This is a genomic window from Nocardia canadensis, assembly GCF_032656385.1.
GTDB lineage: Bacteria > Actinomycetota > Actinomycetes > Mycobacteriales > Mycobacteriaceae > Nocardia > Nocardia canadensis.
In genome coordinates this window covers 14679-31112 of sequence record NZ_JAVCWB010000003.1, presented here as the reverse complement: position 1 = coordinate 31112, position 16434 = coordinate 14679, and the positions used below count along the sequence as shown (strand labels likewise).

Annotated in this window: 16 protein-coding genes; 8 read left to right on the top strand and 8 right to left on the bottom strand. The window is 70.2% G+C overall.

Features of this window, described 5'->3' with window-relative positions:
• Positions 1–16: 16 nt before the first annotated feature.
• Positions 17–586: an oxidative stress transcriptional regulator AosR gene (gene aosR, locus Q7X29_RS08475; RefSeq protein WP_218716800.1), complete on the bottom strand. Its 570-nt coding sequence runs from the start codon at positions 584–586 to the stop codon at positions 17–19.
• Between the two features lie 13 nt (positions 587–599).
• Entirely contained in the window at positions 600–950 is a 351-nt protein-coding gene (gene clpS, locus Q7X29_RS08470; protein WP_218716799.1) for an ATP-dependent Clp protease adapter ClpS, read from the bottom strand.
• Positions 951–1011: 61 nt separating this feature from the next.
• On the opposite strand from clpS, the gene Q7X29_RS08465 reads away from it, so the two are divergent.
• From Q7X29_RS08465 to Q7X29_RS08440, 6 genes are all read left to right on the top strand, one after another.
• The gene (locus tag Q7X29_RS08465; protein WP_218716798.1) at positions 1012–2325 is read left to right on the top strand and encodes a nicotinate phosphoribosyltransferase; all 1314 of its coding nucleotides are present in this window, start codon (positions 1012–1014) and stop codon (positions 2323–2325) included.
• Between the two features lie 142 nt (positions 2326–2467).
• Complete coding sequence (locus Q7X29_RS08460; RefSeq protein ID WP_316573730.1) at positions 2468–3034, top strand: isochorismatase family protein; 567 nt, start codon at positions 2468–2470, stop codon at positions 3032–3034.
• Between the two features lie 77 nt (positions 3035–3111).
• Positions 3112–3648, top strand: a complete 537-nt coding sequence (locus Q7X29_RS08455; RefSeq protein WP_316573729.1) for a DMP19 family protein — start codon at positions 3112–3114, stop codon at positions 3646–3648.
• A gap of 149 nt (positions 3649–3797) precedes the next feature.
• Complete coding sequence (locus tag Q7X29_RS08450; protein WP_316573728.1) at positions 3798–5843, top strand: ATP-dependent DNA helicase; 2046 nt, start codon at positions 3798–3800, stop codon at positions 5841–5843.
• Positions 5844–5935: 92 nt separating this feature from the next.
• On the top strand, positions 5936–6640 hold the full coding sequence (locus tag Q7X29_RS08445) for a hypothetical protein (protein WP_316573727.1): 705 nt from the start codon (positions 5936–5938) through the stop codon (positions 6638–6640).
• A gap of 227 nt (positions 6641–6867) precedes the next feature.
• Positions 6868–8127: a glycosyltransferase 87 family protein gene (locus tag Q7X29_RS08440; RefSeq protein WP_316573726.1), complete on the top strand. Its 1260-nt coding sequence runs from the start codon at positions 6868–6870 to the stop codon at positions 8125–8127.
• Between the two features lie 3 nt (positions 8128–8130).
• Here Q7X29_RS08440 and Q7X29_RS08435 read toward each other — a convergent pair whose 3' ends face one another.
• From Q7X29_RS08435 to Q7X29_RS08410, 6 genes are all read right to left on the bottom strand, one after another.
• A complete protein-coding gene (locus Q7X29_RS08435; RefSeq protein WP_218716793.1) occupies positions 8131–8943 on the bottom strand; it encodes a hypothetical protein in 813 nt (270 codons plus the stop codon).
• 210 nt (positions 8944–9153) lie between these two features.
• The gene (locus Q7X29_RS08430; RefSeq protein ID WP_218716792.1) at positions 9154–9705 is read right to left on the bottom strand and encodes a DoxX family protein; all 552 of its coding nucleotides are present in this window, start codon (positions 9703–9705) and stop codon (positions 9154–9156) included.
• A gap of 181 nt (positions 9706–9886) precedes the next feature.
• A complete protein-coding gene (locus tag Q7X29_RS08425) occupies positions 9887–10300 on the bottom strand; it encodes a hypothetical protein (protein ID WP_316573725.1) in 414 nt (137 codons plus the stop codon).
• A gap of 64 nt (positions 10301–10364) precedes the next feature.
• The gene (locus Q7X29_RS08420; RefSeq protein WP_316573724.1) at positions 10365–11726 is read right to left on the bottom strand and encodes an NCS2 family permease; all 1362 of its coding nucleotides are present in this window, start codon (positions 11724–11726) and stop codon (positions 10365–10367) included.
• A 97-nt stretch (positions 11727–11823) separates the two neighbouring features.
• On the bottom strand, positions 11824–14394 hold the full coding sequence (gene glgP / locus Q7X29_RS08415; protein WP_316573723.1) for an alpha-glucan family phosphorylase: 2571 nt from the start codon (positions 14392–14394) through the stop codon (positions 11824–11826).
• Between the two features lie 87 nt (positions 14395–14481).
• A complete protein-coding gene (locus Q7X29_RS08410; protein ID WP_316573722.1) occupies positions 14482–14922 on the bottom strand; it encodes a VOC family protein in 441 nt (146 codons plus the stop codon).
• A gap of 78 nt (positions 14923–15000) precedes the next feature.
• On the opposite strand from Q7X29_RS08410, the gene Q7X29_RS08405 reads away from it, so the two are divergent.
• The gene (locus tag Q7X29_RS08405) at positions 15001–15591 is read left to right on the top strand and encodes a TetR/AcrR family transcriptional regulator (protein ID WP_218716788.1); all 591 of its coding nucleotides are present in this window, start codon (positions 15001–15003) and stop codon (positions 15589–15591) included.
• Positions 15592–15766: 175 nt separating this feature from the next.
• The gene (locus tag Q7X29_RS08400) at positions 15767–16411 is read left to right on the top strand and encodes a LysE family translocator (RefSeq protein WP_218716787.1); all 645 of its coding nucleotides are present in this window, start codon (positions 15767–15769) and stop codon (positions 16409–16411) included.
• The last annotated feature ends 23 nt before the right edge of the window (positions 16412–16434 follow it).

Genomic DNA, 16434 nt, shown 5'->3' with positions numbered 1-16434 from the left:
CCCTAACCCGCCGAAATCAGGGCGCGAGCGCCTGCAACAGCGAGTCCTGCATCCAGGTCAGCCAGTGGTAGACGTCCAGATGCGGCGCGCGCGGATCACTCGGATCGAAGTGGTCGGGCGTGTCGTCGTCGATGTCGAGCAGGGTGCCCAGCGCCAGGCGCACGTCGGTGAGCGCGGCCAGCCAGGCGTCGGCCTGTTCCGGGGTGAGCACGATCTTGCCGCCTACCTCGGGACAGCTGTCCAGCACGACCCGGCCCGCGGCCAGTTTCGCGTCGATGATCTCGGGCTCGTGCAGGCTGCGCAGCGCGGAGTTGAGATCGGCGCGCTTGGCATCGGGCGAGCCGGGCTCGGCGCGGTGGAAGTCGGGCAGCAGGCGCAGCAGCTGCGGGTCGTCGGGCGGGGTGGAGTTGCCGGTGCGCAGGCCGGTCAGCGCGGCGAGTTCGTCCTCGGGCGCGTCGGCGGCGCGGTCGCTGAGCAGACCGGATACGGCGCCGATCAGGGAGCGCAGCACCGTGGCCTCGTGCTCGTCCATCTCGGAACGAAGCTTCAGGCCACTCAGTGAGTTCTTCCTGCTCCACTTGCGCACAGGGCTACGGTACTCAGTCGTCTCGCTGCATGGTTGCCCAGAGTCCCGCCGCGTGCAATCGGCGCACGTCCTGCTCCATCTTGTCGCGGGAACCGGAGGATACGACGGCCTTGCCCTCGTTGTGCACCTGCAACATCAGCTCGGTCGCCTTGGCTTTGCTGTAGCCGAAGAGCTTCTGGAAGATGTAGGTGACGTAGTGCATGAGGTTCACCGGGTCGTCCCAGACGACGGTCACCCAGGGTCGGTCCTCGGCCTCGAGGATCTCGGTCTGTTCGACCGCTTCCGGCGTCGCTTGCGCCGCTGACAGTGCGGCGTTCACGGCGTCGGTGACGGCGCCGGCTCGAACGGGATTGCACACGGCCATAAAACCCAGGGTACGACGCGGCCACGCAGAAACAACACCCGCGGTGACTACAGTTTCCGGTGTGCAGATCCGTGACGAGTTCGCCAGCACCGCGCTGCTGACCGATCAGTACGAGCTGACCATGCTCGCCGCCGCCCTGGCCGACGGCTCGGCGCATCGGCAGTGCACCTTCGAGGTGTTCGCCCGGCGCTTGCCGCACGGTCGCCGCTACGGTGTGGTGGCCGGTACCGGCAGGCTGCTCGAGGCGCTGACCGATTTCCGGTTCGGTCCGGCCGAACTCGCCGTGGTCGCCCGGTTCCTCGACCCGGCCACCGTCGACTGGTTGCGGGAATATCGCTTCACCGGCGATATCGACGGTTACGCCGAGGGCGAGCTGTACTTCCCCGGCTCGCCGATCCTGTCCGTGCGCGGCAGTTTCGCCGAGTGTGTGCTGCTGGAGACGCTGGCCCTGTCGATCCTCAATCACGACAGCGCCATCGCTTCGGCGGCCGCGCGCATGGTGAGCGCGGCGGCGGGCAGGCGGATGATCGAGATGGGCTCGCGGCGCACCCACGAACTGGCCGCGCCGTCCAGTTCCCGCGCCGCCTACCTGGCCGGCTTCGACGCCACCTCCAATCTGGCGGCCGTGCGCGACTTCGGCGTGCCCGGCGCGGGCACCAGCGCGCACGCGTTCACCCTGCTGCACAGCGGCGCCGACGGCGAGCACGAGGCGGCCGCGTTCCGCAGCCAGGTCGACGCGCTCGGCGTCGGCACCACCCTGCTCGTCGACACCTTCGACATCACCCGGGGCGTCGCGACCGCGATCGAGGTCGCCGGCACCGAGCTGGGCGGCGTGCGGATCGATTCCGGCGATCTCGGTGTGCTGGCCAGGCAGGTCCGCGACCAGCTCGACGGCCTCGGCGCCACCGGCACCCGCATCGTGGTCTCCGGCGATCTGGACGAGTACGCGATCGCGGCCCTGCGCGCCGAACCGGTCGACGTCTACGGCGTCGGCACCTCACTGGTCACCGGTTCCGGTGCCCCGACCGCGGGCATGGTCTACAAGCTGGTCGAGGTCGACGGCGTCCCGGTGGCCAAGCGCAGCAGTCACAAGCAGTCGCGCGGCGGCACCAAGAAGGCGTTGCGGCTGGCCCGCGCGACCGGCACGATCGTCGAGGAGATCGTCTACCCCGCCGACGGAGAAACCCCGGCCACCAACGGTTTCCAGGCCAGGGAGCTGCTGGTGCCGCTGGTTCGCAAGGGCACGGTGGTCGACGGCGTCGCGACGCTGGCGCAGAGCCGGGAGCTGGTCGCGCGCGGGCTGGTCAGCCTGCCGTGGGAGGGGCTCAAGCTGTCGGCGGGCGAGCCCGCGGTGCCGACGACGTTCCTGGGCTGACCGCGCCACGACAGCGGCCGGAGCGACGCGGCCGAGTGGCCGTGCGGGTCGGGGCAGCGGACAATGATGTCGTCGGAGTTCCGCACGGCACACGACGCGCCCGCACGCGCGGCTCGAACCGGTGGAGGAAGTGGAGGACGCCATGGCACGCGGTCTGGTGATCGTGGATGTGCAGAACGACTTCTGCGAGGGCGGGGCACTGGCTGTCGCGGGAGGCGCCGCGGTGGCGGCGGCCATCAGCGAGTTCGTGGCCACGCACGACTACGACGCGGTGGTCGCGACCAGGGACTACCACGTCGATCCCGGCCCGCATTTCTCCACCGAGCCCGACTACGTCGACACCTGGCCCCCGCACTGCCGGGTCGGCACGCCGGGCGCGGATTTCCACCCGGCGCTGGATCTCGGCCCGGTCCAGGAGGTCTTCTCCAAGGGCGAGTACTCCGCCGCCTACTCCGGTTTCGAAGGCGCGGCCGCCGACGGCAGCACCCTGGCGGACTGGCTGCGTGCCCGTGACATCGACCGCGTCGACGTCGTCGGCATCGCCACCGACCACTGCGTGCGCGCCACCGCGCTCGATGCCCGCGCCGCGGGGTTCGACACCCGCGTCCTGCTCGACCTCACCGCGGGCGTCGCCCCGGCGACGGTCACCGCCGCGCTGTCCACGCTGCGCGAGGCGGGCGTCGCGTTGTCGGGCGAGCTTCGCGGCTGAACTTCTGTCGCAGGCACACCCGGGGACGAGGACGGGCGACCCGCGGCGAGCGGCCGGGACGCGGCTAGCCTGCACCCATGGACTACCGATTCCCGGCGCAGGCCCGCGCCCGCCTGCGGGCGGCGCTGGCCGATCTCGACAGCATCCACGACGCCGCCGACATCGTCTTCTGGTCCAACCCCGTCACCGACGAATTGCAGCGCCGCGGCGTCGGCGCCTTCGCCGAACTCCCGCCCGCCTTCGCCCACCTGCTGGCCCTGTCGAGCCTGCACACCAGCGTCCTGGACACCGGCTTCAGCGGCTACCTGCGCACCCGTCGCGGTGAGCTCCCCTGGGCCACACGGGGTTTGCGCGCGGCGGGCATGCCACGCCTGGCCGCCGCCGCGATCCTGGCCGCCCGCGACGCCTCCCCCAGCTCCCCCGACGACGCCCTGGACCGCTTCTTCGACGACGAACACCAGACCCTGGCCAACCCGGGCCAGATCCGCCGCCCCGACGGCGCTCGCGCCGACGACCCCGACGAGATCTACGACATCAACGAACCCGCCGACTTCGAACAGCGCGTCCTCGACTACGTCCGCGACCACCTCGACGACTTCGTCCGCGAGCCCTGACCCCCCACGACGCGACCCCCCACGACCCGACCTCGAGGTGGGTCCGCCGCGCGGTGGAGAGTCGCGGCCGCTCCGTCGATCAGGGGCCGCGACCTCGAGCGCGCCAGCGCTCCGAAAATCCTGTCCGAGGGGACCGATAAGCTGCCTGCGTGCCCGAACTTCCTCCCGTCGCCGACCTGCTCGCCACCGCCGTGCATGCCCTGGGAGGCAAGGAACGCACCGGCCAGACGACGATGGCCACCGCGGTCGACCACGCGATCGATACCAAGGAACACCTGGCGGTGCAGGCGGGAACCGGCACCGGCAAGTCGCTGGCCTACCTGGTGCCGAGTCTGCGGCACGCGGTGCGGACCGGGCGCACGGTGGTGGTCTCCACCGCGACGATCGCCCTGCAACGTCAGCTGGTCGACCGCGATCTGCCCCGGCTGGCCGACGCGCTGGCCGGGCCGCTGGGCCGGGTGCCGCAGTTCGCGATCCTCAAGGGCCGCAACAACTATCTGTGCCTGAACAAGATCAACAGCGTGATCCCGGAGGACACCGGCGGCGAGGCGGAACTGTTCGACGCGTTCGCCATCTCCAAGCTGGGCCGCGAGGTACAGCGGCTCAACGAGTGGGCCTCCGACACCGAGACCGGCGACCGCGACGAGATCGCCCCCGGCGTCAGCGACCGGGCCTGGCGCCAGGTCAGCGTGTCCTCGCGCGAATGCCTGGGCAAGACCCGCTGCCAGTTCGGCCAGGACTGCTTCGCCGAGAAGGCGCGTGCCGAATCGGCCCAGGCCGACGTGGTGGTGACCAACCACGCCCTGCTGGCCATCGACGCGATCAGCGGCATCCAGGTGCTGCCCGAACACGATGTGGTGGTGATCGACGAGGCGCACGAACTGGTCGACCGGGTCACCGGCGTCGCCACCGCCGAACTCGCCGCGACCGCGATCAGCGCCGCGGCCCGCCGCTGCACCAAGCTCATCGACGAACGCGAGGTCGACCGGCTCGAAGGCGCGGCCGAAGCATTCCACGAGGCGCTCGAGGATCTGCCACCCGGCCGCTGGGATCAGCTGCCCGACGGCATCGCCCCCGTCCTCGCACTGGTCCGCGACGCCGCCTGGAACGCCCGCACCGCGCTCGCGCCGCAGGGCAGCGTCAAGGCCACCGACGATCCCGACAACGCCGCGGCTCGCACGATGGCCGTGGCCGCGATCGACGACGTGCACGACGCTGCGGTGCGCACCCTCACCGCGTTCGAGGAGGCCGATCCGGCCGCGCGCCGCGATGTCATCTGGCTCTCGGCCGACGAGATCCGCGGCGTCGCGCGCCGCACCCTGCGGATGGCGCCGCTGTCGGTGGGCGGCCTGCTGCGCAGCAGACTGTTCGGCACCGCGACCGTGGTCCTCACCTCGGCCACCCTCCAGATCGGCGGCTCGTTCGACGGTCTCGCGATCACCTGGGGCCTGCCCTCGCAGTCCGGCGGCAAGGTCGACCCGGCACTGGCCAACGGCGCCACCGCGCCCGCCGACCTGGAATCGGTGCGCTGGAGTTCCCTCGACGTCGGCTCCCCGTTCGACCACGCCAAGTCCGGCATCCTCTATGTCGCCAAGCACCTGCCCGCGCCGGGTCGCGACGGCCTCGCCCCCGCCTATCTCGACGAGATCGAGCAGCTGATCACCTCCGCGGGCGGGCGCACGCTCGGCCTGTTCTCCTCGATGCGCGCCGCCAAGGCCGCTACCGAGGCGCTGCGCGAACGGCTCGACACCCCGGTGCTGTGCCAGGGCGACGACTCGATGGGCGCGCTGGTGCGCAAGTTCGCCGACGACCCGGCGACGTCGCTGTTCGGCACGCTCACGCTGTGGCAGGGCGTCGACGTACCGGGCCCGTCGCTGAGTCTGGTGATCCTGGACCGCATTCCGTTCCCCCGCCCCGACGACCCGCTGCTCACCGCCCGTCAGCGCGCGGTGGAATCGCGCGGCGGCAACGGCTTCATGACGGTGGCGGCCAACCATGCCGCGCTGCTGCTGGCCCAGGGCACCGGTCGACTGCTGCGCAGCGTCGACGATCGCGGCGTCGTCGCGATCCTCGATTCGCGGCTGGCCACCGCCCGGTACGGCGGCTACCTGCGCGCTTCGTTGCCGCCGTACTGGGAGACCACCGACCCCGAGGTGGTGGCGAAGGCGCTGCGCAGGCTCACCGCGTCCGCCTGAGCTGAGGGACTTTTACGCCGAGTCCTGCAATCGACATGACCACACCCGTGAATTCACCACCGGGCGAACGCAAGTCGTGAGACCGTTGGGTGATGAAGCACCACGCCGATGGCGAGGTACTCGGCGAATTTCTGGTCAGCGCAAGATCTTTGGCCGAGTACCGCGCGATGTTTCACCTGTCCGACGACGACCTCACCGGGCGCAAGGTGCTCGATTGCCCTGGTGGCGCAGCAAGTTTCGCGGCCGAGGCGACTGCCCTGGGTGCCGTGGTCACCGCGATCGATCCGATCTACGCCCGTCCGACCACCGCACTGGCCGTCGATGCCGTCACCGAGAACGACCGCGCCGTGGCCTGGGCCGCCGCCAATGCCCACCGCTACCGCTGGGACTGGTACGGCTCCCCCGACGGCCATGCCGCCATCCGGCGTGGCGCGGCCCGGCGCTTCGCCGCCGATCTGCGCGCCGCACCCGACCGCTACATCGCCGCGAGCTTGCCCGAACTCCCGTTCCCCGACAAGTCCTTCGACCTGTCGCTGAGCTCGCACCTGCTGTTCAGCTACGCCGACCGCCTCGACGCCGAATTCCACCTGTCCGCCCTGCTCGAACTGTCCCGGGTCACCGAGGGCGAAGCCAGGCTCTACCCTCTGCTCGATTACACCGGCGCGCCCCTGGACGACCTCATCGCCCACCTCCGCACCGAACTCCACGACAAGGGCGTGCACACCGCACTGCGCAAGACCCGCTACGAGTTCCATCACGGCGCCGACACCATGCTGGTCTTGCAGCCGGCCGCGTGACCGGGCACTTCCGGGTCCGGTCGGCCGCTCCGGCGGCCGCCTTCATAGGGATCCTCTACCAAAGGCGGGCCGCACCGCGGCATCCCGGCGGGCGGGCGGTAGGTTCTTAGTCGTGCATACGATGCGAGCCGGCCGGTAGTACGGCCGTGGTGGAGAAATCTCGACGCGCGGAGCTCCCGCGCACAGTCTCGACGCTCCTCCTGCTACTCGGTACCGCCATTCTCGGCGTGACACTGCTGTTCACCACCATGGATCCGTGGATGGACAGCGGCGGCATCCTCGTCGGCGGCCTCGACGTCCACATCTACCGCGACGGCGGCTGGCGCGTGCTGCACGACCGAGCCCTCTACATCGAGCCGACGCACTACGGCCTGCTCTACACCTACACGCCGTTCTCGGCGCTGGCGTTCCTGCCGCTGGTGCTGGTGCCGTGGTCGGCGGTCACCACGACCTGGTTGGTACTCAATCTCGTCGTGTTGTTCGGCTGCGTGCTGCAGAGCTGGCGGATGCTCGGCTACCGGGTGACACCGCGCCTGGTCGTCGTCAGCGCGCTGATCATGCTGGCCTTCGTCTTCGCCGAGCCCGTACGCACCACGTTCTACTACGGGCAGATCAACCTGTGGCTCATGCTGCTCGTGCTGTGGGACTTCTCCCGCGCCGAGCACAGCAGGCTGCGCGGTCTCGGCGTCGGCATCGCCGCGGGGATCAAGCTGACGCCGCTGTTCTTCGTCTCCCAGTATCTGGCGCAGCGGCAGTGGCGTGCCGCGGCCACCGCGGCGCTCACCTTCGCCGCCACGATCGGCCTGACCGCGCTTGTCCTGCCGAGCGATTCCGCTCAGTACTGGACCTCGACGTTCTTCCAGTCCGGCCGCATCGCCCCCGATGTCCACCCCGCCAACCAGTCGCTGCGCGGGGCCATCGCCCATCTCGTCCACGGGCCTGCCCCGGTCTGGTTGTGGCTGTTGATCGCGGTCCCGATCGCGCTCGTCGCGCTGTGGCTCGCGGCCGAGCTGGTGCGCCGCGGCGAAGCGCTGCTGTCGGTGACCCTCGGCGGCCTCACCGCCTGCGCGGTCTCCCCGTATTCGTGGGGGCACCACTGGGTCTGGTTCGTGCCGCTGACGGTCTACCTGATCCATCGCGCGCAGACCCGTGGCCGCTGGTGGCTCGCCGCCGGCGGGCTCTACCTCGCCATCGCCGCGTGGACCTACACCTACACCCCCACCTGGGTCAGTGTCGGCACCTTCCTGCTGCCGCCGTGGTGGCCGGGCGCGCAGGTCATGATGAACGTCTATGTGGTCGTCTACCTGACCGTGCTGATCGGCGCCTTCCGGCTGGTCCGCTCGACGCCGCCGCGCCCACGCGTCGAACCGATCGAACCGACCATCATCGATCCCCCTGTCGCGGAAGAACTCTCCCGCGCGATCCGGCCACCGCGCGTCGCCGGCGGGGCACACCCCGACGACGACCGCCCGGCCATGGTGGACTGAGCTCTACCCGCAGGCCCAGTCGAAGACGCCCGACTCCAGGTCGAGCTGGGCGTTGCCGCCACCGAAGTTCATCCCGGAGATCTCCTCGATCTCCAGGTAGTACGGGGTCAGGCCCTCCGGGAGCGCCTGGACGGGGAAGGCGGTGCCGCCGAGGTGGGAGCGCCCGAACAGGGGCTCGGCCCAGTGATTCCAGCCGGAGTCCTCCGTGAGCGGATCCTGGTAGCGCGAGTTCGGGACGTACTCGACCGGCGGGATGCCGATATTGGGATCGGCGACGCGCTCGGCCAGCCAGACGCCGATAGTGGGGTGCACGTCGTCCCAGGCGTTGCAGCCCTCGTCGCTCGCGACCGGCGAACCGGGCGGGCGCACGTCGGCGGGCGGGGCGACCGGGCCCGCGGCGAATTCCGCTTCGGTCAGCCAGATCAGGGCGAACACGCCGCCGATCTCGTCGTGCAGGAGTTGCAGCTGGGAGTGCAGCCGGGTCGAGACCAGCTCGCGGGCGACGGGATCCTCGGCGGACGCGTCGGCCTGGATCGGGTCGGTCGCGTCGGCGAACTGCCCCTCACCCTGGAAGAAGGCGATGGCCGGGAACTTCGGTCCCCGGCGCTGATAGTCGGTGGGCAGCCGCAGGGTGAGCGCGTGCATCATCGGCAGCCCGGTGACCGGTCCGCGCGGCCAGGTCGCCGGATCGATCGCGGGTCCCTCGCTGCCGATCCACCCGGCGCGCACCGGCGCGTCGAGCGTCAGCGGTTCACCGCCCGGCGTCTCCGCCAGTTTGTCCGCGGAATCCCCGAAACCCAGGTCGTAAGCCTTCATCGCAGCTCTCCTCTTCGATGCGCGGACGGTGCGTGGCGCCGCGTCGACCGGCGCCGCCGACGAGGGTAATCGGTACCGGCGACAGGCGCGGGCACTGCGTGGAACCACGGGCATACGGTCGATGACGAAACGTCGCGCACCTGGGAACGACAACGGCGGCGTGGCAACCGATTCCGGTCGCCACGCCGCCGCCGTCGACGTCGGCTCGGCTCAGAGCGCGGCCTTCAGGATCAGGGTCAGCACCGCGGCGACCACGGCGACCGCCACGGCCGCGGCGCCCCAGACGACACCCTGGCGCGCCCAGGGACGCCCGGCGTCGAGCGAGAACCGGCCCGGGCCGGTGAAGGCCAGGCCCGCGGCGGCGATCGCGTAGACCAGCGGGGTCGAGTAGCCGGTCACCGACGGGTCGGCCGGGAAGAGACCACCGGCCCACAGCACGTTGATCGCGTTGATCATGGTGCCGAGCACGATCGCGGCGGCCAGCGGCGTGAACAGACCGAAGACCAGCAGCAGACCGCCGACCAGCTCGCTGAGCCCGGCGAGGGTGCCGAAGAGGACACCGGGGTTGTAGCCCATCGCCTCGAAGCTGTCGGTGGTGGTCTGCCAGCCCATGCCGTTGAACCAGCCGAACAGTTTCTGCGCGCCGTAGGCGGCCATCAGGCCGCCGAAGCCGACGCGCAACACCAGCAGGCCGATGCCGTAGGCGGTGACCTCGTCGGCGGTGGAGGTAGCGGGAGTGGTGCGGGTAGCGGTGTCGGTCATCGTTTCCTCATCTGCGATTCGATACATGCCCGCAACCGGACCACGGTCCGGTTGCCTCTTCCGGTCACAACCCTGGGTCCGGGCCATCTATTTCACGTCGTTCCCAGCACTTCCGTGACCCTGCTCACACGAAAAACAGCAAAGGCCGCCCCGAAGGGCGGCCTTTGCGCGAGGACTCAGTTCACCACGCCATGGTCGCGTAGCCGACCAGGGCGCTCTCCGACTCCTGCGACAGCTTCCAGGTGCCGTCGATGTTCTTCCAGGTCACCGGGATCGGGTAGGTGTAGTCGCCGAGGCGGCTGTTCAGGGTGGCCGAGAGGGTGTCACCGTCGACGGTGACCGGGCCCGAGACGTCCCAGCTGTAGCCCGGGATCCGGTTGACGGTGTCGCGGACGACGGCGAGGCTGCCCGCGTTGCCCGACTCGAGCTCGGCCGAGGAGCCGTTCATGGCCGCCTGCAGCTTGCCCTGCAGTTCGCCGGCCGACGGGGTCGCCGGAGCGGCGATCGCGGCGGGAGCGGTGGCGACGACAGCCGCGGTGACCGGCGCGAAGATGGTGGCAACCGCCATCGACGCGGCAACGAGCGAGCGCTTCATAGGTAACTCTCCTTCAAGCTTGGCTAGGCTAGCCTAAGTATAGGCACACCTACGGCGGGTTCACCTACTCGACCAGGAAGAAGAAGTACCCGAGGAACAGCACCATCAGCGCCCACATGGCCGGATGCACGTCCCGGTACCGGCCCCTGGCGACCATCACGATCGGGTAGAAGATCATGCCCATCGCCAGGCCGTTGGCGATCGAATAGGTCAGCGGCATCATGATCACGGTCAGGAACGCGGGCACCGAGTACTCGAGGTGCTGCCAGTCGATATCGCCCAGCGCCCGGGCCATCAGCACGCCGACGACGATCAGCGCGGGGGCGGTGACCTCGGCCGATCCGGCGATCACCGAGAAGATCGGATAGCAGAACATCGCGAGCAGGAACCAGCCCGCCGTGGTCACCGCGGTGATCCCGGTCCGCCCGCCCGCCGAGACGCCCGCCGTCGATTCCACGTACGCGGTCGTGGTGGAGGTACCGATGATCGCGCCCGCCGTGGTGCCGACCGAGTCGGCCGCCATCGCACTGCGCGCCCGCGGCAGCGTGCCGTCCTTGTTCAGCAGACCCGCCTGGTTGGCGACGCCGATGAGCGTGCCCGAGGCATCGAAGAAGTCGACGAACAGCATGGTGAGCACCACCACGATCATCTGCCCGGTGAACGCGTCGGGCAGATGGATGATCGCCTGGCCGAAGGTCTGATCCAGGCCCTTGGGCAGCTCGGCGATGCCGTCCGGAATCGCGACCAGCCCCGTCACCATGCCCAGGACGGTGGTCGCGACGATGCCGTAGAGCACCGCGCCGTGCCAGCCGATCACCAGGAAGACCACCGTCACGATCAAGCCGAACAGGGCCAGCAGCGTGGTGCCCTTGGTGAAGTCGCCGAGGGTGACCAGCGTCGCGTCGCTGTTGACCACGATGCCCGCGTTCTTCAGTCCGAGGAACGCGACGAACAGGCCGATGCCCGCGCCCACCGCGAACTTCATCTGCAGCGGGATGGCGTTGAGGATCCGTTCCCGGATCTTGGTGATCGCCAGGACGAAGAAGATGATGCCCGACAGCAAGGTGCCCGACAGGGCGACCTGCCACGGAATGCCCATACTGAGCACGACCGTGTAGGCGAAGAACGCGTTGAGGCCCATGCCGGGCGCGAGCGCGATCGGATATTTGGCCCAGATGCCCATGACCAGGGTGCCGAAGATCGCGGCCACCGCCGTCGCGGTGAACACGGCCTGCATCGGGATGCCCTTGTCGCCCAGGGCGCCCTCGTCACCGAGGATCGACGGATTCACCGCCAGCACGTAGGACATCGCCAGGAACGTGACCGTGCCCGCCATCGCCTCGCGCCGGAAGGTGGACCCGCTCGACGTGACACCGAAGTACCCGTCGAGACGCCGTCGGGCGCGGGTTAGGACATCGCTGGCCATGACACTCCAGTCCGGATTTCAGAGAAGAAGGATGCCCAGGAACGGTAGCGGAAAGTTCACTGAATCGAAGAACCCGCCGTCGGTGACACGACGCAGGTCACGCTCCGGCGACGGCCACCAGCCCCAGCTCGGCATCCGAGGCCAGCAACGCGTTGTGGGGCAGCACACGCACGGTGTAGCCGACCGCGCCCGACAGCGGCACCGGCGACTGCACGGCATACAGCTCGACGCCCTCGTCGGTGCCGGTGTGGGTCATTTCGACGGTGGTGGTGTCGGACAGGTCGTCGGTCGGCGACACTCGGCCGAGCACCGCCTGCACCACGACATCCGACGGCGCGAGCCCGCCGAGTTCGATGCGCGCCTCCAGCGACAGCTTCGCGCCGATCACCGGGGTATCGGGCAGGCCGGAACTGTCGACCTGCGCGACCCGTACCGACGGCCAGGCCGCGTCGACCCGCTTGCGGTATTCGGCGACCTGCGCCGCGCCGGCGAACCCGTCGGCGGCAGCCCGGCCGAACGCCGCGGCCGCGGGTCCGTAGTACTGCTCGGCGTAGTCGCGCACCATGCGTGAGGCCAGCACCTTGGGACTGGTGGTCTGCAGGGTGTGGCGCACCATTTCGGTCCAGCGCACCGGCACGCCCGCGGCGTCGCGGTCGTAGAAGCGGGGCGCGACGGTGCGCTCGACGAGTTCGTAGAGCGCAGAGGCCTCCAGATCGTCGCGGCGGTGCTCGTCGCGCACGCCGTCGGCGGTGGGAATCGCCCAGCCGTTCTCGCCGTCGTACATCTCGTCCCACCAGCCGTCCCGGATGGACAGGTTGAGACCGCCGTTGAGCGCGGACTTCATGCCGGAGGTGCCGCAGGCCTCGAGCGGGCGCAGCGGATTGTTCAGCCACACATCGCAACCCCAGTACAGGTAGCGGGCCATCGACATGTCGTAGTCGGGCAGGAAGACGATGCGGTGGCGCACCGCCGGATCGTCGGCGAAGCGCACGACCTGCTGGATCAGCGCCTTGCCGCCGTCGTCGGCGGGATGGCTCTTGCCCGCGACCACCAGCTGCACCGGCCGCTCGGGATCGAGCAGCAGCGCGCGCAGCCGTTCGGGGTCGCGCAGCATCAGCGTCAACCGCTTGTAGGTGGGCACGCGACGCGCGAAGCCGACGGTGAGCACCGACGGATCGAAGACCTCGTCGATCCAGCCCAGTTCCGCCTCGGCCGCGCCGCGCTGATGCCAGGAATCGCGCAGCCTGCGGCGTACCTCGTCGATCAGTACCCCGCGCAGGGTGTTTCGCGTCGACCACAGCTGCCCGAGATCGACATCGCTGAGCTTCTCCCAGCCGCGCGCCTCCTCGACCAGCTCCGGCCCGACCAGCTCGCGAGCCTTGTCGAGCCATTCCCTGGCCGCCCAGGTCGGCGCGTGCACGCCGTTGGTGACCGAACCGATCGGCACCTCGGCCGCGTCGAAGCCCTGCCACAGCCCGGCGAACATGTCCCGGCTGACCTCGCCGTGCAGCTTCGAGACGCCGTTGGCGCGCTGGGCCATCCGCAGACCCATGTGGGCCATGTTGAACACGGACGGATCGGCCTCCCGGCCGAAAGCCAGGATCCGATCGATGGACAGTCCGGGCAGCAGCGCGGACTCGGCTTCACCGTGCGCGCCGCCGAAGTAGCGGCGCACCAGCGGCATCGGGAACCGGTCGATCCCGGCGGGCACCGGGGTGTGCGTGGTGAACACGGTGCCGGCCCGGACCGCGGCCAGCGCGGTATCGAAATCGAGTCCGTCCGCGATGAATTCACGGATTCGTTCCACCCCGAGGAAGCCCGCGTGGCCCTCGTTCATGTGGAACACGTCGGGATCGGGCAGCCCGTTGGCGCGGGTGTAGGCGCGCACCGCGCGGACACCGCCGATGCCGGCCAGGATCTCCTGCTTGATCCGGTGATCCTGGTCGCCGCCGTAGAGCCGGTCGGTGACCGCGCGCAGTTCCGGATCGTTCTCGGCGATGTCGGAATCGAGCAGCAGCAGCGGAATCCGGCCCACCTGGGCGATCCACACCCGGGCCCGCAGCACCCGCCCCTCCGGCATGCCGACATGGATCAGCACCGGCGAACCGTCACTGGTGAGCAGCCGCAGCGGCAGACCCTGCGGGTCCAGCGCCGGGTAGTGCTCCATCTGCCAGCCGTCGGCCGACAGCGACTGCCGGAAGTACCCGGACCGGTACAGCAGCCCGACGCCGATCAGCGGCAGCCCCAGGTCGGAGGCGGCCTTGAGATGGTCACCGGCCAGGATGCCCAGGCCGCCGGAGTAGTTCGGCAGCACCTCGGTGACACCGAACTCCATCGAGAAATAGGCGATCCCCGCGACCGTCGTCCCGGTCTGCTGCTGGAACCAGCGCGGCCGAGCCAGATAGTCGCGCAGCCCCTCGGCGGCGGCGTCCACCCGGGCGAGATAGGCGGGATCGGCGGCGAGCGCGTCGAGGCGCTCGGCGGGCACCTCCCCCAGCATCCGCACCGGATCCTGGCCGACCGCGCGCCACAGCTCGGGGTCGAGTTCGGCGAACAGATCCTGCGTCGGGCCGTGCCACGACCACCGCAGGTTCGTCGACAACTCGCCCAGCGCGGTGAGCCGCTCCGGCAAATGGGCACGGACAGTGAACCGACGAAGTGCCTTCACCCGGCAACCGTACCGCTGTTCGGCCGCTCCGCGAATTCTTACGAGCCGTCCGGGAGCACGACCGGTCGGCCCGCGTTGTGAGCGGAATCAGCGGGACGCGGCGGGTTCCTGGGTGAACTGCGCGGCGAACTCCGGGGTGGGCGGGACCTCCGTGATGACGTCGATGAGGACGCCCGAGGGGTCGGCGACGATGAAATGGCGCTGGCCGAAGTCCTCGGTGCGGAGGGGAAGTTCGGGGTGCAGGCCACCGGATTCGACCAGGCGCTGCCATTCGGCGTCGACGTCGTCGACCTCGAAGTTCAGGACCAGGCCCTGGACCGGCTTGCCGAAGCCCGCGGGGATGGTCGGGTGGGTGGGGTCGAGGAGGGCCAATTCGTAGGCGGGCTCGCCGTCGCGGGCCGGGCGACGCAGGCTGACGTACCAGCCCGCCTCGAAGGTGATCTCGAAGCCGAACCAGCGCGTGTAGAAGTCGCAGGATTCCGCGATCCGGGAGGTGCCGAGGACCGGGTAGAAGCTGCTCAGTGCCATGACTTTCCTTTCGCATACCGATGGTATGTGTCGTAGGCTAGCTGACATACCGACGGTAGGTCAACGGAAGGACGGTGCATGACATCCACGGCGCGGGCCCAGCAGCGCGAGGAGACGCGGCGGGCGCTGGTGGCGCAGAGCAGGCGGCTGTTCGCGGCGAAAGGCTATGCGGCCGTGGGCCTGTCGGAGATCGTGGCGGCATCGGGAGTCACCAAGGGCGCGCTGTACCACCATTTCGACAGCAAGGCCGAGCTGTTCCGGGCGGTCCTCACCCAGGTGCAGCAGGAGGTCGGCGAGCAGGTCGCGGCCGCCGCCGACGCCGAGCCCGATCCGTGGACCCAGCTGACCAGCGGATGCGCCGCGTTCCTGCGGGCCTGCGCCGACCCCCTGGTCCAGCGGATCATGCTGATCGACGGCCCCGCCGTCCTCGGCTGGCACGAATGGCGCGCCCTGGACGAGGCCAATTCCGCCCGGCACCTGCACGAGGCACTGGAATCGCTGGTCGGCGCGGGCATCCTGGTACCCCAGCCGATCGCTCCCCTGACCCGACTGCTCTCCGGCGCCATGAACGAAGCCGCCCTCTGGCTCGCCACCACCCCCGACACCGACGCGCTCCCCGACACCATCACCGCGCTGGACCGGCTCCTCGCCGGACTGCGCACCGCCTGACCCACCGCCGCTCCTGGACCGCGCCGACAGGGCGCGCTTCGACCCTCACCACGCCCGATCCGGATGCGCCGACCGGCTGCCGCGGGGCACACAGCCCGCCGCCATCGACCCGCGTGTCGGGTGAGCGCCACAAAACCGATGGCCGCCACCGTCGACCCCATGCCACCATGCAGCGATGCCGCACTGGGTCGATGTCCTGCCCGAATTCCTGGTCGCCTCGCTGATCCTGGCCGCGCTGCCGGGTCCGGCGACGGCGCTGTTCCTGCAGCGCTCGGTGCGCGACGGCAGACGCGCGGGACTGGCCGCGGTCGCGGGCAACGAGATCGGCGTGCTGGGCTGGACGCTCGCGGGCGGGACCGGGCTGTCGATCCTGCTGGCGGCGAACCGGTGGCTGAACACGGCGATGCACGTCGTCGGCGCGGCGGTGCTGATCTGGCTCGGCGTCCAGGCCTGGCGCCACGCCCGCGGCGCCGACGACGATTTCGGCGCCGCCCTGACCGCGAAACTCCCCGGCGGCAACACCCCCGCCGCCGCGTTCCGCGCCTCCCTGATCTCGATCGCCGCCAACCCCAAGGCCGCGGTCTTCGGCATCACGATCCTGCCGCAGTTCCTGCCGAGCGAGGGCCCGGTGCTGCCTACCCTGCTGATCCTGGCCACCATCCAGGTGATCCTGGACGGCGCCTGGTGCGTCGCGGTGGTCCTGGCCGCCGACCGGGCGGGTACCTGGCTGCGGCGCGCCGCGATCCGCCGACGCGTGGAACGGAGCCTCGCCGCGATCTTGGTCGCCCTCGGCCTCGGCCTCGCCGCCGACGCCCGCTGACGGGAGGTCGGCCGCGTTCTCGG

Bases quoted from the DNA above. Each gene is read 5' to 3' on its own strand.
- clpS (WP_218716799.1), bottom strand. From the start codon at position 950: ATGGCCGTGTGCAATCCCGTTCGAGCCGGCGCCGTCACCGACGCCGTG.
- Q7X29_RS08435 (WP_218716793.1), bottom strand. From the start codon at position 8,943: ATGAAGGCTTACGACCTGGGTTTCGGGGATTCCGCGGACAAACTGGCG.
- Q7X29_RS08460 (WP_316573730.1), top strand. From the start codon at position 2,468: ATGGCACGCGGTCTGGTGATCGTGGATGTGCAGAACGACTTCTGCGAG.
- Q7X29_RS08425 (WP_316573725.1), bottom strand. From the start codon at position 10,300: ATGAAGCGCTCGCTCGTTGCCGCGTCGATGGCGGTTGCCACCATCTTC.
- Q7X29_RS08410 (WP_316573722.1), bottom strand. From the start codon at position 14,922: ATGGCACTGAGCAGCTTCTACCCGGTCCTCGGCACCTCCCGGATCGCG.
- Q7X29_RS08400 (WP_218716787.1), top strand. From the start codon at position 15,767: ATGCCGCACTGGGTCGATGTCCTGCCCGAATTCCTGGTCGCCTCGCTG.
- Q7X29_RS08430 (WP_218716792.1), bottom strand. From the start codon at position 9,705: ATGACCGACACCGCTACCCGCACCACTCCCGCTACCTCCACCGCCGAC.
- Q7X29_RS08445 (WP_316573727.1), top strand. From the start codon at position 5,936: ATGAAGCACCACGCCGATGGCGAGGTACTCGGCGAATTTCTGGTCAGC.
- Q7X29_RS08420 (WP_316573724.1), bottom strand. From the start codon at position 11,726: ATGGCCAGCGATGTCCTAACCCGCGCCCGACGGCGTCTCGACGGGTAC.
- Q7X29_RS08455 (WP_316573729.1), top strand. From the start codon at position 3,112: ATGGACTACCGATTCCCGGCGCAGGCCCGCGCCCGCCTGCGGGCGGCG.
- Q7X29_RS08405 (WP_218716788.1), top strand. From the start codon at position 15,001: ATGACATCCACGGCGCGGGCCCAGCAGCGCGAGGAGACGCGGCGGGCG.